This is a genomic window from Paenibacillus elgii NBRC 100335 (assembly GCF_004000865.1).
Lineage (GTDB): Bacteria > Bacillota > Bacilli > Paenibacillales > NBRC-103111 > Paenibacillus_G > Paenibacillus_G elgii.
Window position 1 is genome coordinate 1 of the sequence record NZ_BIMB01000057.1, and the last position, 22,768, is coordinate 22,768.

The following is a 22,768-nucleotide window of genomic DNA, read 5'->3' on the forward strand; positions in this document are numbered from 1 at the left end:
CACATACGCGCCGCCTGCTTTCCAGACGGCCAGCACGGCGACGAGCAAGTCCGTCGAACGGTCGGCCAGAATACCGACGATCGACTCGCGCCCGATTCCGCGCGCTCGCAGCGTCCGGGCCAGCCGATTAGCCCGCTCGTTCAGCTCGCGGTACGTCAGCTGCGTCTGCGCATAGACAACCGCCGTCTGCTCCGGCACAAGCTCCGCCTGCGCTTCGAAGCATGCGTGGAACGTTTGCTCCGGCGCGTAGCCGTTCTCTACGCCTACGCTGCCGAAGCCGTCCACCAGTAGCGTCCGCTCTTCCGGCGTAACCAGCTCCAGTTCGCTCACCCGCGCGTCCGGGTTACCAATCGCCTGCTCCAGCACGCGGACGAGATGGCCCCGCATCCGCTCCAGCGTCGAACGGTCGAACGCCAGCGCGTTGTATTCGAAATGAATGCCCAGATCATCGCCCGGGATGACCGTAATATTAAACGCATAGTTCGTTTGCTCGGACATCGCGACGTCCGTAATCGCGAAGCTTTCTGCCCCACGGCTGCCCATTTGCTCCATCCGCTGCTCGACCGGATAGTTTTCGAACACGATAATATGGTTGACCAAATCCTGCTTCTGCTCGGTCAAAGCTTGAATCTCGTAGAGCGGATACGTCTCGAAATCGCGGGAAGCCAGCGCCTGCTCCTGCGTGCTCCGCAGCAAATCGGCAAACGTTGTTTCCGCTTCGCAGTGAATGCGCACCGGGACCGTGTTGATGAACAGCCCGATCATCCGGTCGATGCCCGGAATGTCGTCCGGCCGCCCCGACACGACGCTGCCGAATACGACATCCCCGTTGTTATTGTATTTTTGCAGCACGACGCCCCAAGCCGCCTGCAGCAGCGTGTTCATCGTCACCTGATGCTGCTTCGCCGTGCGCTGCATCTGTTCCGTCAGACCTTTGCCGAGCTGGAACGACAGCTTCTGCGCGTCATACCGTTCCGCCTTGCGCTCCTGCGGCAGCAGCGTCTGATGCTCGAAGCCGGCCAAGTAGCCGCTCCAATAACGGGCCGCTTCCTCGCCGTCCTGCCGCTCCAGCCACTCGATATAACGGCTGTACGGGACAACCGGAGCAAGCTCGGGCTGCCGCTTCTCGAGCAGCGCGAAGTATGTGCCGAACACTTCGTTCGTCACCAAAGCGAGGCACCAGCCATCCATCACGATATGATGGAAGCTCCAGACGAAGCGGTATGCCGCGTCCCCGGTTTGCAGCACGGACACGCGCATCAGCGCGTCGTGACTCAAATCGAAGCTGCGGGCTTTATCCTGCTCAAGAAAAGCCGCGACATACGCCTGACGCTCCGCTTCCTCCATGCCTCGCAGATCCTCGTAGCGGAAGCCCGCCTGTTTGCTCCGGTAAACGATCTGCAAAGGCTGCTCATGCCAGCCGCTGTAAAAATTCGTCCGGAACATGGGATACCTTTCCACCAGCAGCCCCAGACTCTTCTCGAATATGCCGACATGGAAGCTTCCCTGCAGGTCGAACGTCGCCTGCTCGAAATAAGCTCCCGAATGCGGCTCCATCAGGCTGTGGAACAGCATCCCTTTTTGCATCGGCGTGAGCGCGTACACGTTCTCTAGCTCGCCAGCAGAGCGAGTGCGTTCGACAAGCGCATCCAGCTCTTGAACCGTTAGCCCTTTAAGCAGGACGTCGCTTGGCGTCAGCTCCGGCCGCTCTTTGGCCGCGCAGTGGGCGATCACCTCGCGCAAGCATGCCTCCAGCAGCCCGGCCAGCCGCTCCATCGTTTCCTTGCGGTACGCTTTGCCGCTGTAGCCGATGGATAGCCGCAGCTCGCCGTCCGTGACCATGCCGTTGATATCCAGCTCGTATCTTCTGGCCAGACTTCCGCTAACAGCTACTCCGCTCGAATAAGGCGACAAGCGGAACGCATTGCCTTGCAAATCCTGATCGAACTGTCCCAAATAGTTAAAGCTGATCTGCGGCTCGATCTCGAATTCCTTATTTCCCCACGAATCGGAGGCAGAGGATAAATATCTTAAAATACCGTAGCCGACCCCTTTGTTCGGGATGCGGCGCAGCCCTTCCTTCACCCGCTTGATCCGCCGGGACACGTCCCGCTCTGCGCCCAGCTCCAGCACAACGGGGAATTGGCTCGTAAACCAACCAACGGTGCGTGTAATGTCCAGCCCCGGCAGGATGGCTTCCCGGCCGTGTCCCTCCAGGTTGACAAGCACTCGCTCCATCCCGGTCCACTCGTGAACCGCCATGCCCAGCGCCGTCAGCAGCAGATCGTTCACTTCCGTGTTATACGCGCGCGACGCCTGTTTCAGAAGCTGCTCCGTCTCCTGCGCCGTCCATACCGCCGTAACGGCTTCGCCGTCCCCAACCTTCGCCTGATCCTGCGCGTCATCCTTCGGCAGCGCGCCATGATCGGCTTCCGCGATCTGCCGCCAATATGCCCGTTCGCGTTCGATGGCCGTACCGCTCGCATAGTGCGACAACTGCTCCGCCCAGACCTGGAATGAATCCGTTTTATGCGGAAGACGAACCGTTTCTCCCTTTAACGCCTGCTCATAGCTTGCCGCCAAATCTTCGAGCAAAATGCGCCACGATACTCCGTCCACCACCAGATGGTGAATAGCGATCAACAAATGATCTCCATCCGCGCAGCGGAACAGCCCCAGCTTGACCAAAGGTCCGGCGCTCAGGTCGATGCCGCTTTGAATCTCATTCGCTTTCGCTTCGATTGCTGCTGCGCAGTCCGTTTCGCCCGTAAAATCCGCGATGTCCAGCGTGAACGGCTCGCCCTCGCCGATGCCCCGGTTCCATGCCTCGTAGCCGCCACCCGTCGTTCGACGGTAAACGGTGCGCAATGCATCGTGATGCTGAACGATGTGCCGCATCGCCCGATGCAGTGCCGCTTCGTCGAAGCCCGCTTCCCGATGAAGCAGCAGCGCCTGGTTATAATGATGCGGCTCGGCCGGCTCCTGCTCGAAGTACCAGCGCTGAATCGGCGTCAGCTTCACGCCGCCCGCGACTTCCCCTTGGTCGGCGATGCGGTCGACAGCTTGCACATGACCGCCCAGCTCAGCCACGGTCGGATATTGGAACAGCTCTCGCATTTCGATTTTATAGCCGGTCTGAAGCATTCTCGAAGACACCTGAATAGCCTTGATCGAGTCGCCGCCCAACTCAAAGAAATTGTCCAGCACCCCGACGGCTTCGACTCCCAAAACCGCCCGCCACACCGACGCCAGTGCCCGCTCCACGTCAGTCCGCGGGGCGATGTATTCCGTTCCCGTCTGAACGCTTCCTTCCGGCGCAGGCAGCGCTCGGCGATCCACTTTGCCGTTCGGGGTCAGCGGAATTCGCTCCACCTGCACGAAATACGACGGCACCATGTATCCCGGCAGCTCCTGCGACAATGCGCTTCGAACCTCACTTACCATCAATTCATTCTCCGCCGTAAAGTAAGCGCATAGTTGCTTTTGTCCCTGCTCGTCTTCCCTCGCAATAACGACCGCTTCCCGCACGCCTTCCACGCGCAGCAGCTGCGCCTCCACCTCGCCCAGCTCAATCCGGTAGCCCCGGATTTTCACCTGCTCGTCGATCCGGCCTTTATACTCCAGCGTTCCGTCCGCACGCCAGCGCGCCAGGTCTCCCGTCCGGTAACAGCGCTCTCCCTCACGCACCGGGCTCGCGATAAATTTCTCCGCCGTCAGCTCCGGACGGTTCCAATAGCCTCGTGCCACCCCGTCTCCGCCGACGATCAGCTCGCCCCACGCTCCAACCGGCTGCAGCTTCATCCCGCGGTCGACCACATATGCCGTCGAATTCGCAATCGGACGTCCGATCGGCACCGCTTCCCTTTGCTCGCCCGCTATCTCGTGCGTCGTCGAGAACGTCGTATTTTCCGTCGGACCGTAGCCGTTGACCAGACGCAGCCCCGGGTTGTCCCGCACCACCCGGTTGATGTGCGGCACCGACAGCACGTCTCCGCCCACGAGCAGCGTCTTCATGTCTCCAAATAGACGGCTGTTCTGCTGCGTCAATTGGTTAAACAAAGGCGCAGTCAGCCACATCGTTGTGATCCCGTACCGCCGGATCGCTTCCTCCAGCCGGTCCGCATTCAAAATCACGTCGCTGCTAACTAAATACAGCTGCCCGCCGTTCAGCAGCGCTCCCCATATTTCGAACGTCGACGCGTCGAATACGACGGCCCCCGTCTGCAAAATGCGCGTCGTTTCGTCCAGTTGGACGTAATTCGTATTTTTTACTAACCGGACCACGTTGCGATGCTCAACCATAACGCCCTTCGGCTTGCCCGTCGTTCCCGACGTGTAGATCACATACGCCAGATCCTCCGGCCCGCTCATCGGCTCCAAGTTCGAGGCATCTTCGCTGTAAACCCTTTCATCGTTCAAATCTACGATCATTCCCGCAAAGTCCCCGAACATAAACTCCCGGCGCTGCGCCAGCAGCAGCTTGGCCCCTGAATCGTCCAGCAGGTAGCGGATGCGCTCCTCCGGATAGTCCGGATCGACCGGAACATACGCACCTCCGGCCTTCAAAATCGCCAGCACCCCGACCACCATCTCGACGGAGCGCTCGGCCAAAATCGCAACCGGCTCGTCGCGCTCCACCCCTGCGGCCCGCAGCGTCCGCGCCAGACGATTCGCCCGTTCGTTCAGCTCGCGGTAAGTCAGCTGCGTGCCCTCGCACACGACCGCCGTCTGCTCCGGCGTCCGCTCCGCTTGCGCTTCAAACAGCGCACCGATGCTCTGCTCCCGCGGATAGTCCGCTGCCGTAGCGTTGAATACGTTCAGAATCTTGCTGCGCTCCTCGGCGTCAATAAGCGATAAGTCAACTATTTTTTGGGTCGGACTCTCGATCATATGTTCAGTCACGCAAAGGAACTGCCGGATCAGCTGCGCGACTTCATGTTCATCAAACAGTTCAATACGGTAATCCAGATACAGGACGAGCTTTCCGTCGTCCAGCATTTCGACCATGTGAATATCGAAGTCGTTCACGATATCCCCGCAAAAATCGTTGTCCACCTGCATGACCGAATCGCCGAACGGAGCGAAGCTCAAAGTACGGTATTGGATGGACGCCCCGAACAAGCGCTGAATATCTTGGCTGCGTCGGGCTTCCCGCAGGTCCTGAACGATTTTGTTGTAAGGATAGCGCTGATGACGCAGGATCGCCGCCTGCTCTTTCGCTACGCTTTGCAGAAACGCCAGCAGCTCGGACTCGGGCTCCATCCGAACCCGGGTCGCGACCGTACTGACGAACATGCCGAGCGTATCTTTTTCTTTCTTCGACGTCCGGTTGGCGTACAGCGTTCCGATCGGAATGTCCTGCTCCTGCGTCATTTTGTACATGTAGATAGACAAAGCGGTCAAGAAGAACGTGAACAGACCGATCCCGTTCTGCTCGCAAAAAGCTTTTACTCCTTGATAAAGCCCATCGTTCAGCACGACGCTTTCCCGTCTGGCGGCCGTGCCAAGCGTCAACGGATTGTAGGATTTCAGCCCTAGCGTCTCAGGGAATTCGCCGAATTTGTCCGTCCAGTACGCTTTGTCCTTCTGATAGCGGTCCGATTGCTCGTACTCCTGCTCCACCTGAATAAAATCGAGATAGGAAGGCTTGCTTTTCCCCGCAGCAGCCGTCGTCTCCTCGCTAACGATCTGCGAGTAATGCTCGCTGATTTGGTTGATGGCCTGATTCATGGACACGCCGTCGGTGACGATGTGATGCATTTTAAAATTGAACCACGTCTCTTCCTCGCCGATCCGAACAATAACGAACCGGTACAAATCCGAATCCAGCAGCTCGAACGGCACCAAATTGTGGCGGCGCCTCCATTCCTCCGCCTGCGCCAAGTCCAGGTCGAGGCATTCGATTTCCTGATCGGCGTGCGGCCTCACATATTGACGGGGAACCCCGTTATCCGACACGATGCGGATGCGAAACGAATCGTTCCGGGCAATCACTTCGTTGATGGCTTGCTTCAAGGCGTCGACCTGCACATGTCCTTTTATTTTAACGGTCCCGATAATGGTGGACGTGTTGCGATGCGGATAAAGCAATTCCGTATACCAAATCCGCTGCTGAGGCTGCGTTAACGAATAAAACTGGATTGTATTTCCGCTCATGAGTCTCTCCCCTTGTAAAAATATTTGGAAAAAATATCGTATAAAACGCCGTTGACTTGCCGATCCGCATATCGCATGCTCAGCCGCCGGACATCAGGCCGGTTGCCCGGCCGGGTCCGCACGGAACTGCAGCTGGTACAGTTCGGCATAATGCCCCCCTTCGGCAAGCAATTGCTCGTGAGTCCCTTTCTCTTTCACCTCGCCATCGGCAATGACGCAAATGACGTCCGCCTGCTCCACCGTGGACAGCCGATGGGCGATGACGAGGGTCGTCCGCCCCCGCATGAGCGCCTGAACCGCCTGCTGCACTTCATGCTCCGATTCGGCGTCCAGCGCCGACGTTGCTTCGTCGAGCAGCAGAATCGGCGCGTTCTTCAGCAGCGCCCGGGCAATGGCCAGACGCTGGCGCTGGCCGCCGGACAAATTGACGCCCCGCTCGCCGAGGACGGTATCGTAGCCGCCCGTCAGCTCGGTAATGAACGAATGGGCGTACGCCGCCTTCGCTGCCGCCTCCACTTCCTCCATCGAGGCTCCGGGAGAGCCGAACCGAATATTATCGGCCACGGTACCGTGAAACAGCGTCGACTCCTGCGGGACGTAAGCCATGAAGTCCCGGATCTCCGCCAGCGTATAATGACCCGCCGACTTCCCCCGGATCGTCACCATTCCCTCATCCGGAGGGTAGAAGCCCAGCAGCAGCTTCATGACGGTGCTTTTGCCGCCTCCGCTCGGACCGACGAGCGCCGTCGTCCGCCCCTCCTCCACTGTCAGGTTAAGCCGTCGCAGCACCGTGCGGGACGAATCATAGCCGAACGACACGCCGCTGAATTCCAGAGCCGCTTCCGGAGAAGCCGCAATTGGCGCTTGGTCGGGCGCTGCAAACGTTTCGGAAAAACGCTCCGGTTCCCCCTGTTCGTCCAGAATCTCCCGAATTCGTGTCAAGCTCGCAAACGAATTTTGCATCAGCGAGACGGCCGAGCCGAGCTGGAGAAACACTGCTGAAATGCCGGTTTGCAGCTGTACGATTTGCCCGAGCGTGCCAAGCTCCATCTGCTTCCAGGAGACCATCAGGAGACCGATCACAAGCATGCCTCCCAAGGCCGCAAACTCGATGAAAAAGTTGCACGCATCCTGCAGACCAAGATGGCGGCCCTGCTTGATTCCGGTCTCGCTGACCGACTCGCTGGCTTCGCTGCACAACCGCCCGACCTTCCCTTTCAAGGCGAACAGCTTGACCACCTGAAGGCCGGTCAGCAGATCGCTGAGCCGTTCCGTGAACCGTGCCGTCTGCTCCTGCAGCCGGCCGCTTATCTCTCGCATCCTCCCCGCGAACTTTGCATTCAGCCAGGCTGATAGTAGGGTAAGTCCGACCGCGACCATGGCAAAACGCCAGTCCAGCGCAAGCAGGATGACGATCGAGCTGACGAACATGGTGATTTCCAAAATGATGGATCGCATATATTCCGTATATGCCTTCTCCAGCGTCTGTACATCGTTGGTCATCCGGGAGATCAGATCGCCGGAGTGACGGCTTTCCGCCGCCCGGTAAGGCAGCTGGCCGATATGCGCGAACAATTGCAGGCGAATGTCCGCCAAAGTCAACTTCACGCAGCGGTGGTACGCATAGCTGCATAAAGGCGATAAAATGCTCAACGCCAAAAACGTGCCGCACACCAGATAAATCGCCCGGTAAAGCTCCGCCGGATCCCGGTTAACCACAAAATCAAGCAGATACCGGAGCACAAAAGAAAGCAAAATCGGGACGCTTGCATTGGTGAAGCTGTTACCGAACAAACCGATGTAGTACAGCTTGCTTCGCGGCTTCATAAACGACATCAATTGCCGAAAATCATCGAACCCCTGCTTGAAGGCCACGCTCTTCCCTCCTTGCTGCCTGCGAACGGTCAAGTCCGGCGGTATCCTCGTCCTCTGCAGCTGCAAACTGCTGAACGTATAATTTACTGTATACTCCGTTATGTCTCAGCAGCTCGTCGTGCGTCCCGCTCTCCGCGATCCGTCCCTGATCCAGCACGATAATGCGGTCGGCCTGCCGAACGGTCGACAAGCGATGGGCGATGACAAGCACGGTGCGGCCTCCCATCATGCTCTTCAGAGCGCTTTGCACAAGCGCCTCGGAATGGCTGTCGAGCGCCGAGGTAGGCTCGTCCAGCAGCAGCAGGGAAGTATCCTTCAGGAACGCCCTGGCGATGGCAATCCGCTGCTTTTGCCCGCCGGACAGACCGCCTCCCCGTTCACCAAGCGGCGTCTCATAGCCCTGCGGAAGCTGCATAATGAATTCATGCGCATGTGCGGCTTTCGCCGCCTCGACAATTTCCTCGCGGGTAGCGTCCGCGCGCCCGTAACCGATATTTTCGGCAATGGTGGCCGGAAACAGATACGATTCCTGAGATACCAGCGATAGGCGGGCGCGCAGCTCGGCCGGCTCCCAATCGGCCAGCGGACGGCCGAACACTTCGATCATGCCGCCGCCTTCCGGCTCGGGCTCGTAAAATCCGCATAACAGCTTAAACAGCGTACTTTTGCCGCCTCCGCTGCCGCCGACGATCGCTACCGTTTCGCCTTCGTTCACCTGAAAGCTGATCCCGTCCAGCACCTTCGTCTCGCCGTCGTAGGAGAACGTCACCGCCTCGAACCGTACCGGAGCGGCAGCAGGACGAACCGGCAGGTTCATCGATCCTTTCCGTTCCGTGGGCCAATCCAGCGCCTCGAACAAATGCTGGGCGGCTCCCGCAGCTTCTTTGATCTGCGAGATCATCGACGGGAGCATCGAAATCGGTTGCAGAATGAACGTAATGAGATAGAGGAACAGGACGATCCCGCCTGCGCTCAGCTCCCCTTGCGCGATCAAATAACCGCCGAAGGCGATGACCAGAATAATGGGCGTGGAGAAGAGGGCTACGCCTATCGGCGTGATCGCCGCATATCGCTTTTCCATACGCAAGCCTTGTCTGATCACCTCATCCATGATCAGCGCATATTTTTTCAAAAAAGCCGCCTGCATGTTGAACGCTTTGACGATGGCAATTCCACCGATCGCATCTTGGGCCACGACATTCAGCTCGCTGATCTTTTCCTGAAGCTGCGCCGAATACGATTGAATCGGCTTGTTCAGCAAAGCGGCCAAGACGAGGCCGAGCGGCATCAGCACCAGACTGGACAGCACCAGCTTCCAGCTCGTGAGCAAGAGCAAGGTCAGAGCGCCTATAAAAACAACCGGCAGATAAAAGAGGTTAGCAAAATGCTGGATGAAAAAGTTTTGCAGCACGGCGGTATTGTTCGTCAGTCTGGAGACCAGGTCTCCTGTAAAACGCCGTTCCACGCTCGACATCGTCAGATCGCCGAACCGGTCTACCAGCTCGTTTCGCAGATCCTTTAACGCACTGACGCTAAATTTCGATGAAGCGTATTTGATCATAAATTTGCACGGCATGCCGACCAGTACCATTCCAAGGATCATAAAAATCATAGCAAGGGGCGAACCGATCGTTCCCTCAGCCAGCCGTTCGATGGCTTTACCCAACACGATGTCGATGGCAGCCACGCAGAGGGAAGCGAACACCGTGACCGCGACCCATGGGAAATAAGGTTTGACATAGCGGGCCAATCTGGAAAAAACGGGGTTTCGTTTGGACAAAAGGGAGCCTCCTATCATCAGACGGCTTTCGATGGCTTAGCAGCCGCCAAACCGTCAATCAATCGTGCCTATCCATAGTCTTGGCAGATAGCCGAGGAGCCTTGAATTCCAAAGCTTCAAAATGTGGTTATCATCCCCATCTCCTTTTCGCATTGTAACCACACGGTTAAATGCATATTATTCCGATAAATTTTATGAATTATATAAGAGAAGTTGTCCCACGGTACAGGAGGTGATCTTCCGACTTAACCTAAACCATTCACATGTGCTATGTCCTGGCGGAAAACAGCCGGTTTCTTTGGTGACGACAATACGTGCATCATGCTGTCAATAACCTCCGTCTCCTGCTGATGGAGAAAGAAGTGATTGCCCTCGAACAGCTGCAGCTTGAATTCGCTGCTTGTATGCTCCTGCCAAGCGCGAAGCGAGTCTATGCTCACTTCATGGTCTTGTGCCCCTCCAAAAACGGTAATCGGGCAGCTCAGAGGCTCTTCCGGACGGTAAACGTACGTTTCGCAAACGGCGAAATCCGAGCGCAGTCGAGGCATAACAATTTGCATCAATTCGTCATTATCCAAAATTTCTTCCGGTGTTCCTTCGATGAGTCGAAGCTCATCCTTGAATTGGTCGTCCGGCAGACGATGAAGTATTTTTTTTCTGGAGGTATAGTGCGGTGCGGCTTTTCCTGATGCGAAGAAGTGTGCAGGCAATACATGATGTTCCCGGTACAGCTTCCGGGCTGTTTCAAAAGCAATCAGCGCCCCCATGCTGTGACCGAAAAAAGCAAACGGAGAGTGCAGGAATGGCGTCATTTCCGAAACAAGCGAGTGCACAATGTCCGGAAGAGAGTTTAGCGGGCTCTCCAATGCCCTGCTTTCCCGACCGGGGAGCTGCACGGGGCATACTTTAATCTCTGGCGGAAACTCTCGTTTCCAGTTGCCGAATATCGACGCTCCGCCACCTGCATATGGAAAGCAGAATAAACGAAGCTTCATGCGCGAACTGGCCTCGGCATTCAGAAACCAAGAAGGCGATCGTGAAATCATGTCTACCCCCCTATAGGTGTTGTCGAAGAGTGAATCCCATTCTCTGCTAATTATATACAAATGTTAGGTCCATTTGGCATGAGACATATATCCTAATTTTAGGAAAAGAAATTTGAACAAAACATAATATATATTTTCATCAATTTATGTAATATAATTTCATTTATTGCTTATTTTAGCTTTTAGCTTCACTGCATAGATTGGTTTATTCATTTTACATTTCATACATTTTAATTCTAAAGAAACGGTAAACTGACGCCAAATTCATGAAAACAAATCTAAAAAAGTCGGGTTTTCTTAGACTTCCTGTGTCCTCCCAATTCCCAGCTAATTTGTTGAGATTTACGAAATGAATAAAAATAAAACGAAAATTTCGTTAACCCCAAACGGTTTCCGGCAATGCTTCGAAAAACGCAATTGTCGAATCATATCAAATTCACATTCCCGGAATCGAGACTTAAGACCTATATGCCTGCTCACAAAATCCAAATATGTTTTTTGTGCATCGTGCAAGGTTCGAAAAATAAAAAAAACACCCGACAGGTGTTTTCCCGCATTCGATATGCGAACGAAGGAGAACGGCGTCAGGTGTTCTGTTTAACGTCATGCTGCAAACGGTACTGCATCGGCGTGGTGCCGAGCTTTTTCTTAAAGACGTAATGCAAATAGTTGGCGCTGGAGAAGCCGTTCTGAAACGCAATCTGATCGATCGTAAGCTCGCTCTCGGCCAATTCCTTGCAGATTTGCGCGAGCCGCACATGCTCGATGTACTCGCTGAACGTGCCTCCCGTCTGCTCGCGAAAAATACGCTGCAGCTGTCTCGGACTGACCTGCACCCGCTCCGCCACCACCTCCAGCGTTAACGGCGCCATGTAGTTGTCCTTGATGAACTGGGCGGCAAGCTGGTACCGGTAGTTTTTCATATCGCGGGACGGCAGGTCCCGCTGCGGCGTATCGTCGTAGGCGCGCGTCATCCGCAGCAGCACCTGAATGATCGATTGCTTGATCACCGTCAGGACGCCCGGCTGATTTTCGTACCAGGCCCGGTATGCGGCCATAAAGCATTCCATCGCCTTGTATTTGTCGGCCATCGGCCGCGGGGGCAGCTGCTCCAAGCGGCGAATGCACGCTTCCGCCTCCGCCTGCTCCCAGCGGGCGCCCCACGCCTCCGCGTCTGCCGTCTCTTCCGCTTCCAGCTTCTGAATGTCGATATGCAGACACAGCTCATCCATCGCCTCGAAGGCGTCCGCCTCCTGATAATGCAGGAGACCGGGGCCGGTCAAATACATCTGGCCTTCCTGCAGCGAGTACGGCTCGCTGCCGAGAATGACCTTCCCTTTGCCGCGCGGGATAAAATGAAACTCGAAGTCCGAATGTTTATGAAAATGAACGATCCGGCCCGGAGCAAAGCTGGTATGGTGAAAATTCAGCATGCGAATGCCGTAACGGCCCCACTTGAACTCCACCTCCAGCCGGTCAAGCGCCGTCGGGTTTTCCAGCATCAGCTCGAACGGATACGGCCGCGCGCCGATTCGGGACTGACCGTTCATGGCTGCAAATCGTTAAGCTGGCAGGCCGCCCCGGAGCGTGCGGACAAGTTCGAAGCTTCCATTAGCCGCGTCAGGTCCAGCGCAAGCCCGATATTTTCCTCCGCCGCGGTCCCCTGCTGAATATGGGCTACCCACTGGTGAAACGCCGACGGGCGGCCAGCCGGAAGCTCCTGCACCCGCCATTCCTCGTCCGACGCCGCTCCGCCCTTCGCCGTGCGCACGAGCAAACGGTTGTCGTGCGTCGAATAGAGCAAGCTGCCTTCCGTGCCGTGCACTTCAATAACGAACGGCGAGTGCCGGTTGACAAAGCCCGCCTCCACAACGGCAAGCGCTCCGCTGGAATAACGCAGCACGGACACCGCATTGTCCTCGACTTCCCTGCCGGTGACGAAGCCGTAGCTGGCCGTTACGCTCTCCGGCATGCCGAGGAACAAGCGGGCCAAATACATCGGATGGCAGCCGAGGTCGATCATCGCGCCGCCACCGCATTGCTCGGCATTGTAGAAGTGCGCGGGAAGCCAGCCATTGGCCGATTGGTCATTCGGAATCGCGCCATTATGGGACAGCCGCGTGCGGACGAGCGTCACCTCACCGAGCAGCCCCCGGTTCAGCACATCCTGTACGGCCAGCGTGTAGCTTTCGTTCAAACGCGGAAGCGACACCGTTAATTTGACGCCGGCCTTGCGGACCGCCTCCATAATTTCGTTGCTTTCCTTCAGCGTCGGCGCAACGACTTTTTCCGTAAAAATATGTTTGCCCGCCTGTGCCGCAGCCACCATCACATCCCGGTGCAGGTTGGTCGGCGTATCGACAATGACCGCATCGATATCGGGCTGGGCGAGAAGCTCATCCAGCTTGTCGTAAAACCGGACGCCCCGCGCTTCCGCTTCCCGGCGTCCGCGCTCCGGCAGCTCATCCCATACGGCCACAATTTCCGTGTCCGGATGCTCCGTCGCCTGCTTCGCGTAATCGGCGGCATGCACATGCCAAAAGCTGAGCATCGCTACTCTGATCATCGTTCCCATCCTTCCTTCCGGCGCTTAGTCGAAGTATACGGCTTTGCCCGTTTTCGCCGATTCGTAGATCGCTTCGAGAATTTCGGACACGACGCAAGCCTGCTCCGGCGTGACGACCGGCTGCTTGTCATGCAGAATCGCATCGATCCACTGGCGCATTTCCGTATCCGGCGCACTCTCGCTCTGGCCGTCGTAGAAATCGACTCCGCCGCTGCCGAGCTCGATCTTGTTCATGTACAAGCGGCTCAGCTTCTCGCCGTTCAGCCGGAGGCCGTCCTCCATATCCGCGCCACCTTCCGTTCCGGACAAGGTGCTCTTCGCTTCCTTTACATCGAGCGTATTGAGCGCCCAGCTCGATTCCAGCATGATGGTCGCGCCGTTCTTCATCACGATCATGCCGAAGGCCGAATCCTCCACCGTAAACTTCTTCGGGTCCCAAGGTCCCCAAGCATTGGCAGCGTTTTCTTTCCCCGATAATTTATGGAATGCCGTTCCAAGTACGGCTTTCGGTTCGTAGTTGTCCATGAGCCAGAGCGTCAGGTCGAGGGCATGCGTGCCGATATCGATCAACGGACCTCCGCCTTGCTTCTCCTCGTCCAGGAAGACGCCCCAAGTCGGCACGGCGCGGCGGCGAACGGCATGCGCTTTCGCATAGTAGATGTCGCCAAGCTCGCCTTCCTCGCAGATGCGCTTCAAGTAAAGGCTGTCCGCCCGGAACCGGTTGTTGTAGCCGATCGTCAGCTTCTTACCTGTCCGCTTGGCCGCCTCGACCATCCGGCGCGCATCGGCCGCCGTCTTGGCCATCGGCTTCTCGCACATCACATGCTTGCCGGCTTCCAGCGCCGCAATCGTGATTTCCGCATGGGAATCGTTCGGCGTACACACGTGAACGACATCGATCGACGCATCCTGCAGCAGCGTTTTATAATCTTCATAGACTTTCGCTTCCGCAGTGCCGTACTTCGCTTTCGCTTCCTCGGCCCGATCGGAAATGATATCACAAAATGCGACAAGTTCAACTTGCTCCAAACGAGATAAACTTGGCAAATGCTTTCCGTTCGCGATGCCGCCGCATCCGATAATGGCTATTTTGAGCTTCTGGGACACTTGATACGCCTCCTATTTTTGTACGACATGCCTTCATAGTAGCATGATTGAGGCGGCGATGAAATTGCAATTTGGCGACAGGAAGAAGTAAGATATTGCGACATCATTAAAATTTCACAGCTATAAGATGATTACCGGGAAGCCTCCCGCAAAAACTGTCCGATCCGGCGGACCGCTTCCTGCAGCCGCTCCTCTTCCTGAACGAGAGCGATGCGGACGTAGCCTTCGCCTTCCTGGCCGAACGCGTCGCCCGGAATAACGACGACTCCCGCAGAATACAGCATTTCCCGGGAAATCTGTCGAGATGTCCAGCCTTCCGGGATCGGCGCCCAGATGAACATCGTCGCCTTCGGCTTCGGAATGCTCCAGCCGGCTTCGTTCAGCCCTTCGATCACGATATCCCGCCGCCGTTCGTACAGCGCTGCAACCGATCGGCTTCCCGGCATCATATCTTCCTCCAGCGCTGCGATGCCGGCCTGCTGCACCGCCAAAAATACGCCATAGTCGATATTCGACTTCAGCACGCGCAGAGCGCGGACCACGTCACGCTGTCCGACCATAAAGGCGATGCGGCAGCCGGCCATATTGAAGCTTTTCGACAAGGAATGGAACTCGACGGCGATGTCCTTCGCTCCCTCGACTTCCAGAATGCTGGGCGGCTTGAAGCCGTCAAATGACATCTCGGAATAGGCAAGGTCGTGCACCAGCAGCAGTTCGTGCTCGCGGGCATATTCCACCAGCCGCTCGAAGAACGCCAAGTCGGCCACCGCCGACAGCGGGTTGCTCGGATAGTTCAAAAGCATGAATTTCGCTTGCCGCGCCACTTCCTCCGGGATATCCTCAAGCTTCGGCAAAAAGCCGTTATCTGCGCGCAGAGGCATATAGTAAGGCTGCACCCCGGCCAGCACCAGACTCGCGGAATAAATCGGATAGCCCGGATCGGGAACCATGACGACATCGCCGGGGTCCGTCACTGCCATCGCCAAGTGCGCCAAGCCATCCTGCGAGCCCATCAGCGTGACGATCTCCTCCTCCGGATCGAGCGTCACCCCAAACCGGTGGGCGTACCAGCGGGCGACCGTTTGCCGGAATTGCGCACTCCCCTCCGATGTCGGATAGCCGTACATTCCCGGATCGTTCACCGCGCGCGTTAACGCTTCCATGACATAGGCGGACGGTGTCCGGTCCGGGCTCCCGATGCCGAGGTCGATCACATCGACGCCGCGTGCCGTCACTTCCCGCTTCCACGCCGCCATCTCAGAAAAAATAGCCGAACCCAGTTCGGCCAATCGTTTCGATTCCCATCGTTTCATCTATTTGCTACCTCGTTTCCCTTCCGAACGCCGATTCGGAATGTTGATTATACCTTCAGTCCCGTTACCTCGTGAACGTACCACATCATGCCGATGAGAAACGCTGCAAGCAGCGCATACGCCGTCCCGTACTTCCACCGCGACGCCGTAGGAACTTCGTAGTATTTGTCATTTTCGTATAGACGGTAATCGATCTGGCAGTGGATCATCAGATGCAGACCGTCTTCCTTCCGGAGATGCTCTACCCGGGTCACGTGTGCACGCTTGATGATTCCTTGATGCATGAGTGGCACCGTTCCTTGAAAATGAAGGCCTTCCCAGAGGACGTTCACATACTGCTGCCCGTCCAAATCCGAGAACGTGACAAAAGGCAGCTCCCGCTTATGCTCCGGGCCGGGAATCATATAGCCCTGCGCCAGCAGCGGCTCGGCCGCCACCAGAAAGCTTGCGTTCACGAACCGCTCCTCGCCTTGCTTGCGGTATTTGACGAATTTTTTGTACAGGTCGTAGGCGAACATCGCCCAAATGATGAAAAACAAAAACGAGCGCAGGTATATAATGACAACCAAACCTCCGACCAGGCCGACCAGCCAAAGCCAACGCGTTACCGCCGTCGCGATCCGTCCTCCGTCAAGCGGATGAACCGGCAGCAGGTTGATCAGATTAAGAAAAAAGCCGACATAAGCGATCGAATAAAGCAGTTTACTATACTCCGGGTTATCCAGCGCATAGGCTGCGCCGAATACTGCCAAGGCACCCACCGTTCCAAGAACGGGGCCTCCTAAAGCGACATACGCTTCCGTCACCGCATCCCGGGGATTCCGCTTCATCGTGATCAGCGCACCCAGAAACGGGATAAACACCGGGGCCGTCACCGGCAGCCCTTTTTGCTTGGCGGCAATGACGTGGCCGAGCTCGTGGATGAGCAGCAGCAGGACCAGGCCGATCGCGAACTGCCACGGAAACACGATCGCATACGCGCCGATGGTCACCGCCATCGAGATGATCGCTCCCCCGAATTTGCCGAGCTTCAGCAGCGGCAGCAGCGTTTTCAGCTGCGTCAGAATGAAGGTCGCGGCCGCGCCGATATACCAAAGCGGGCTTTGTTTTTTCGGTTTAGGTCTTTGCTGCAACAAGACTCACACTCCTTAGACAAACCTTACGATTCGTTCCCCCAATTTTCCTCGTACAGCTCCGGTTTGAAGCCGACCGTCACTCGCTTCCCGTCCGTCGCGACCGGCCGTTTGATCAGCTTGCCGTTCGATGCGAGCAGCTTCATTTTCTCCTCGTCATTCAGCTGCGGCAGCTTGTCCTTGAGCTGCATTTCCTTATACACTTCACCGGATACGTTAAACCACTTTTTGATGTCCAGCCCGCTTTGCGGAATCAGCGTCCGAAGCTCCTCTACGGTCGGTGGCTGCTCCATGATGTGGATCGCCTCCACTTCCCATCCATGCTCTTTGAGCCACTTCAACGCGCTCCGGCAGGTGCTGCAAGCTGGGTATTGAAAAACTTTGATCGTCTTGCTCTTGCTCATGATTTCTCTCATCCTTATCCTATCCTAAAATGGTTAACTATGACATGAATTCATTATACCGATGAATCGGCAGGTCCTGCAAATCGCCATCGGCGCGGCTAAAGGTTGAAAAAAGGCAGCCAAGCGCAGATAATGGAAAAGAGTCCCATAGAAGGAGCTTAACCATGATTTATGTTCTTAAACTTATTTACAGTTTCATGATGCCTCCCGGCTGCTTCGTTCCGCTGCTGCTCCTGATCGGATGGTGGCTTTACGCCCGTGTCCGCCGCTCGGCCGGCATCGTTCTGTTCGCCTCGGCTCTCCTCGTCTATTTGCTCTCGATCCCGCTTGTCGGCGAAACAGCGCTGCAATCGATTGAAAATCGCTATTCGCCGCCTGCCGTTCTGCAGGGCGACGTCTACGTCATGCTGACCGGCGGAGCGGTGTCGGGGACCCCGGACGTAAGCGGTACCGGGCACTTGAGCGGCAGCACGCTGCACCGTGTCGTCGCGGTGGCCGAGCTGTACGCAGCAAGACCGCTGCCCATCATCGTCTCCGGCGGGCAGGTGTACGCCGATACGGCCAACGAGGGCCAATTGGCCCGCAGCAAGCTTATCGCGCTGGGCGTTCCGGCCGAAGCGATCCGGTTGGACGACCGGAGCCGCACGACTCAAGAAAATGCGCAATACTCGAAGCAACTGCTGGACGAAGGCGGCTGGAAGCGGCCGATTCTTGTGACGTCGGCTTTTCATATGCCGCGCTCGGTGAAACATTTTGCCGCGCAGCACGTTCAGGTCGTTCCGTATCCGGTCGATTACAAGATCAGCCGCGGCACAGGCTGGACGGGGAGACTATGGATTCCGACCTCAGCGGCCATGGACGATCTGAGCCTCGCGCTGAAAGAGTATTTGGGGCTGCTGCAGAAATGAACGAAAGCAAAAAATCCGCTCGTTTCCCTGAACGTATCTCGGGAACGGCGGATTTTTTATGCTTATTGCGCAGCTTCCGACTGCTCCAATTGCTTGATGCACCGCTCCATATCCGCCGGCAGCGGCGCGTGAAATTCCATCCGCTGCCGCGTGACCGGATGCGTCAGCCCGAGCGTGCAGGCGTGCAGCGCTTGACGCTCCATCCCATAGTCAGATGCGGGCGAAGCCGCTTGACAGACACTTGGCGCCGCCTGCTGCTGCATTGCGCTACGGTCGGCGACGGGGATGCCCTCGGCTAATGTCGGCGAAGCCCCATGCCATTGCTGCGAACCGTCGGCTTCCGAGATGCGCCCTTCCGCAACCGCCTTATCTACCTCGTCCGCCGTTCCGCCGGGACCGTACATCTTATCGCCGAGCAGCGGATGGCCGAGATGCCGCATATGCACACGGATCTGGTGCGTCCGCCCCGTCTCCAGCCACAAGCGCACGAGCGTCGCTTCGCGAAATCTCCGCTCCACGCGGTAATGGGTGACCGCCGGATAGCCGGTCGGCGTGACGATGCGGACATGCGGCGCTAGCGGATTGCGGTCGATCGGCGCGTCGATCGTGCCTTCGTCGCTGCCGATCACGCCATGCAAGAGCGCAACGTATTCCTTCTTTAGCCCGTGCGCCTGCATTTCCTCCGAAATTTGCTGATGCACATAAGGATTTTTGGCGACGGCCAGCACCCCCGACGTCTCCTGATCGAGCCGGTGCACGGGGCGGAAGCGGAAGCTCACGCCCTTCTCCCGCCAGTAATGAACGACGCCGTTCGCCAGCGTATCCGTGTAATGTCCGTGCGTCGGGTGCACGATCATCCCGGCCTCCTTGTTCAGCACCAGCAGGTCGTCGTCCTCATACAAAATGTCGATCGGAAGCGGCTGCGGCAAAATATCGTCCGACGCTTCCATCTCCATCCGCACGGCGACCCGGTCTCCGGCGCGTACCTTCACATCGATATATTTGCGTTCCCCGTTGACCGTAATGCCCTGCTCCGTCAGCTTCAGCCGCGAGAGGAGCTTGCGGGATACGCCCATTCGTTTTTGCAAAATCGTCCTCAGCACCATGCCGTCGTCTTCGGTCGGGACGATATATTCCAGCGGTTTATAATAGCTCATGACTTGCGTCTGAACACCTCGGCGCTCCGAATATATTCCACGTCACCGTTGCCGGCCCGATGATTCGCCACCCGGGCGACCGTAAAGAACAAGTCCGACAGCCGGTTCAAATAACGGCGCACCTCTTCGTTGATCGGCTGCGTGCGCGCGAGCGTGACGACCCGGCGCTCGGCTCTGCGGCATACCGTCCGGCATACGTGCAGCGCCGACGACGCCTGGCTCCCGCCCGGAAGGATAAAGCGCTGGATATCCGGCGTCTCCGCATCGTATTTGTCGATCCACGCTTCCAACTGGTCCACCATCTCGGCCGTCACCTTATACGGCCGGAGCTCCTGCTTCAGCAGCGCCAGATCGGAGCCGCAGTCGAACGTTTCATGCTGGATTTGCAGCAGATCGGCGAGCAGATCCGCATCGCGTTCCGCGTCCAGAAATCCCATCGCCTGGCCGATAAAGCAATTCAGCTCGTCGACCGTACCATACGCCTCGACGCGAACGTCGTCCTTATCTACGCGCCCTCCGATCACCCCGGTTTTCCCGGCATCGCCCGTTCTCGTATAAATTTTCACTGGAACCCCTCCCGGCCTTTATTCCACCCTATCATCTCATACAATCGCTCCATATCCAAGTTCTCCCGCACATGGGCCGCGAGCCGGTCAAAGGCCGCCTCCCGACGCTCCTGAAAGCGCAGCTCCGCCGGTAACGGCACCAATCCTTTCGCGGCGCGAATCCGGTTCAGCCACGCGCGACGGAAATCGTCGTTATGCAAAATGCCATGCACATACGTGCCCCACAGCCGTCCGTCCGCACAGACCGCGCCGTCCGGCGACGAACCGGATTCAGCCGATCCGGTACCGGGATGCGATAACTCGAACGGGTGGTCGACGGGACGCAAAAACGAAGTCACGCCCATATGAATCTCATAGCCCTGGATTTCAAACGTCTGGCCGGGATCGGCATACAGCTGTGTCGTACCTGCGGCTCTTACGGTCCGTTTCTCCGCGGCAAATTCGGTTTGCGTCGGGAATAAGCCGAGCCCGTCAAGCACCGGCTGGTCGGATTCGACCGCGTTCGGATCGAGCAGCTTCTCCCCCAGCATCTGATATCCCGCGCAGATGCCCGTCACCCATCCGCCGCTTTTGGCAAAATCAAGCAGCTTCCGGTCGAGCCCGCAGGCGCGAAGATACAAGAGATCGTCGACGGTATTTTTGCTGCCCGGCACGATGACCGCATCCGGGGAACCGAACGTCTCCGCCGTATCCACAAAACGGAGCCGGACATCTCGCTCGTATTCCAGCGGATCGATATCCGTAAAGTTGGACAGGCGCGGCAGCCGGATGACGGCGATATCGAGCATGTCTTCGGACAGCGTCGTATCCGAGCGACCTAGCTCGCCCTCCGCCAGCTTGCGATCGAGCGAAGCCGAATCCTCGTCCTCCAGTCCAAGCTGCGGCAAATAAGGAATAACGCCCAGCACCGGCTTGCCCGTCCGCTTCTCCAGCCATTCGATCCCCGGCGTAAGCAGCGTTACGTCGCCCCGGAACTTGTTGATGATAAAGCCCTTCACCCGGCCGCGCTCCTCCGGCGACAAAATGTCCAGCGTCCCGACAAGGGAAGCGAACACGCCTCCTCTGTCGATATCCGCGACAAGCAGCACCGGGGCGTCCGCCCATCCGGCCAGCCGCATGTTGACGATATCCCGGTCTTTCAGATTCACCTCGGCCGGGCTGCCTGCTCCTTCGATCACAACCGCGTCATAAGCTTGCCGCAGGCGGGCGAGCGCTTCCTTCACGACCGCTTCGGCTTCCGGTAAATATTTTTCCCGGTAAGTCCGTGCATCCAGGTCGCGGTAAGGCTTTCCGTGAACGACCACTTGCGAGACCATGTCTTTTTTGGGCTTGAGCAGAATCGGGTTCATGTCCGTCGTCGCCGGAATCCTGCAGGCATCCGCCTGCATTCCCTGCGCCCGGCCGATTTCTTTGCCGTCCGGCGTCACGTAGGAGTTGAGCGACATGTTTTGCGATTTGAACGGCGCCACGCGCAAGCCGTCCTGGAGCAGAATGCGACACAAAGCCGCCGTCAGCAAGCTTTTGCCGACATCGGAGGCGGTTCCCTGCAGCATGAAGGTCGGAGCGAGCTTCAGCGATGCGGAATCGGGTACGGCCCCGCCACCGCTCTGCAAGCCTTTCGCCCTCCGAGCTGCAGCGGCTTCTTCGCCAGCCGTCACGCGCTTTCGCGTCTTAAGCAGTTCGGCAATCGACTGCCTAAGGCCGTCCAGCAGCGCTTCGTTCTGCTCCCTCAGCTTGACCGCCACCCGGCAGTACGTTTCGTCCAGCCCGGGAAACAGCGAAGCGTCCCGGATCAAAATGCCCCGCCGCCCCATCGCCGCTTGCAGCGCTCGCACGTCAAGTCCCAGCGGCCGCAGCGAAAACAGCACAAAATTCACATCGCTCTCATACACGGTCAGTCCGAGCGTTTGCAATCCGGCACGTAAGTGTTCCTTCTCTTCCTTCACCCACGCCAGCGTCCGGCGCGCAAACTTCCGCTCCTCCAGGACGGCCGACCCGATCCATTGAGATAAAGCGTTTACGCTCCACGGTACCTGCAGCCGCTTCATCTCGCGGATTTGCTGCGGATGCGCCACGACATACCCGAGACGCAGTCCCGGAATCGAATAAAACTTCGTCATCGAGCGGATGACGGTCAAATGAGGATTTTGCGCCGCAGCGCGAGCCAGCGTCAGCTCCTCCTCCCGCGGGCAAAAATCCAAAAACGCCTCATCGACGATAGCCGGAATCTGCCCGTCGGCCAACGCCTGCACCACGTCATCCGGCAGCAGACGCCCGGTCGGATTGTTCGGATGTCCGAGAAACAGCAGATCGCACCGGCCCGCAGCCTCTTGCACGTCGGCCAGACGAAGCGCAAAATCGTTCGCTTCATCGAGCGGGATGTCGACGATACGCCCTCCGATTTTTTCCACAGCTTCCTCGTATTCGGCAAAAGACGGACGGACCAGTCCCGTCACCCGAGGACGACGCACCCGGACGGCCAAATCGATCAGCTCCGCGGCCCCGTTGCCGACGAGCACGCATTCGACCGGAACGCCGTGCTTGGCCGCCAGCTTGCCGGTCAGCTCCCGCACCGCCGGGTCCGGATAATGGACGACCTCCTGCCATTGCTCGGCCAAAATGCGTCCTACCGCCTCGGGCGGCCCGAGCGGGTTCATGTTCGAGCTAAAATCGACAAACCGCTCCCGCGGCTTGCCGAAAGCTTCCGCGGCCGTCCACAAATCGCCGCCGTGTCCGTATCGTTCCAGCATCGCAACC

General features: G+C 57.7%; 14 protein-coding genes. 1 reads left to right on the forward strand and 13 read right to left on the reverse strand.

From position 1 onward, the window contains the following. From PEL01S_RS28740 to PEL01S_RS28785, 10 genes are all read right to left on the reverse strand, one after another. A partial coding sequence (locus tag PEL01S_RS28740; protein WP_127462696.1) for a non-ribosomal peptide synthetase occupies positions 1-6,156 on the reverse strand: 6,156 nt, incomplete at its 3' end. Between the two features lie 93 nt (positions 6,157-6,249). After that, positions 6,250-8,031 carry an ABC transporter ATP-binding protein gene (locus PEL01S_RS28745; RefSeq protein WP_063183007.1) on the reverse strand — a complete coding sequence of 594 codons (1,782 nt, stop codon included), beginning with the start codon at positions 8,029-8,031 and terminating at the stop codon, positions 6,250-6,252. After that, the gene (locus PEL01S_RS28750) at positions 8,006-9,811 is read right to left on the reverse strand and encodes an ABC transporter ATP-binding protein (RefSeq protein WP_127462697.1); all 1,806 of its coding nucleotides are present in this window, start codon (positions 9,809-9,811) and stop codon (positions 8,006-8,008) included. The genes PEL01S_RS28745 and PEL01S_RS28750 overlap by 26 nt, the downstream gene beginning before the upstream one ends. Positions 9,812-10,056: 245 nt before the next feature. Beyond that, positions 10,057-10,917, reverse strand: a complete 861-nt coding sequence (locus PEL01S_RS28755) for a thioesterase II family protein (protein WP_371860732.1) — start codon at positions 10,915-10,917, stop codon at positions 10,057-10,059. A gap of 524 nt (positions 10,918-11,441) precedes the next feature. Next, complete coding sequence (locus tag PEL01S_RS28760; RefSeq protein WP_063183002.1) at positions 11,442-12,407, reverse strand: AraC family transcriptional regulator; 966 nt, start codon at positions 12,405-12,407, stop codon at positions 11,442-11,444. Further along, positions 12,404-13,423, reverse strand: a complete 1,020-nt coding sequence (locus PEL01S_RS28765; RefSeq protein WP_063183000.1) for a Gfo/Idh/MocA family protein — start codon at positions 13,421-13,423, stop codon at positions 12,404-12,406. The genes PEL01S_RS28760 and PEL01S_RS28765 overlap by 4 nt, the downstream gene beginning before the upstream one ends. A 24-nt stretch (positions 13,424-13,447) precedes the next feature. After that, a complete protein-coding gene (locus PEL01S_RS28770; RefSeq protein WP_063182998.1) occupies positions 13,448-14,530 on the reverse strand; it encodes a Gfo/Idh/MocA family protein in 1,083 nt (360 codons plus the stop codon). Between the two features lie 131 nt (positions 14,531-14,661). After that, complete coding sequence (locus PEL01S_RS28775; protein WP_127462698.1) at positions 14,662-15,843, reverse strand: aminotransferase class I/II-fold pyridoxal phosphate-dependent enzyme; 1,182 nt, start codon at positions 15,841-15,843, stop codon at positions 14,662-14,664. Positions 15,844-15,890: 47 nt separating this feature from the next. After that, positions 15,891-16,976 (reverse strand): site-2 protease family protein, encoded by a 1,086-nt coding sequence (locus PEL01S_RS28780; RefSeq protein WP_063183012.1) that lies wholly within the window; start codon positions 16,974-16,976, stop codon positions 15,891-15,893. A 26-nt stretch (positions 16,977-17,002) separates the two neighbouring features. Continuing rightward, entirely contained in the window at positions 17,003-17,380 is a 378-nt protein-coding gene (locus PEL01S_RS28785) for an arsenate reductase family protein (protein ID WP_010496984.1), read from the reverse strand. A 164-nt stretch (positions 17,381-17,544) separates the two neighbouring features. Between PEL01S_RS28785 and PEL01S_RS28790 the strand changes: the two genes are divergently transcribed. Further along, positions 17,545-18,288 (forward strand): YdcF family protein, encoded by a 744-nt coding sequence (locus tag PEL01S_RS28790; RefSeq protein ID WP_063182994.1) that lies wholly within the window; start codon positions 17,545-17,547, stop codon positions 18,286-18,288. 62 nt (positions 18,289-18,350) lie between these two features. On the opposite strand, the gene PEL01S_RS28795 is transcribed toward PEL01S_RS28790, so the two are convergent. From PEL01S_RS28795 to PEL01S_RS35615, 3 genes are read right to left on the reverse strand one after another with little or no spacing between them, the layout of a single operon-like run. Beyond that, positions 18,351-19,445: an RluA family pseudouridine synthase gene (locus PEL01S_RS28795; RefSeq protein WP_063182992.1), complete on the reverse strand. Its 1,095-nt coding sequence runs from the start codon at positions 19,443-19,445 to the stop codon at positions 18,351-18,353. Further along, positions 19,442-20,011 (reverse strand): cob(I)yrinic acid a,c-diamide adenosyltransferase, encoded by a 570-nt coding sequence (locus PEL01S_RS28800; protein ID WP_063182990.1) that lies wholly within the window; start codon positions 20,009-20,011, stop codon positions 19,442-19,444. Before PEL01S_RS28800 ends, PEL01S_RS28795 begins: the two co-directional genes overlap by 4 nt. Then, on the reverse strand, positions 20,008-22,761 hold the full coding sequence (locus PEL01S_RS35615) for a cobyric acid synthase (protein WP_063182988.1): 2,754 nt from the start codon (positions 22,759-22,761) through the stop codon (positions 20,008-20,010). Before PEL01S_RS35615 ends, PEL01S_RS28800 begins: the two co-directional genes overlap by 4 nt. Positions 22,762-22,768 lie beyond the last annotated feature (7 nt).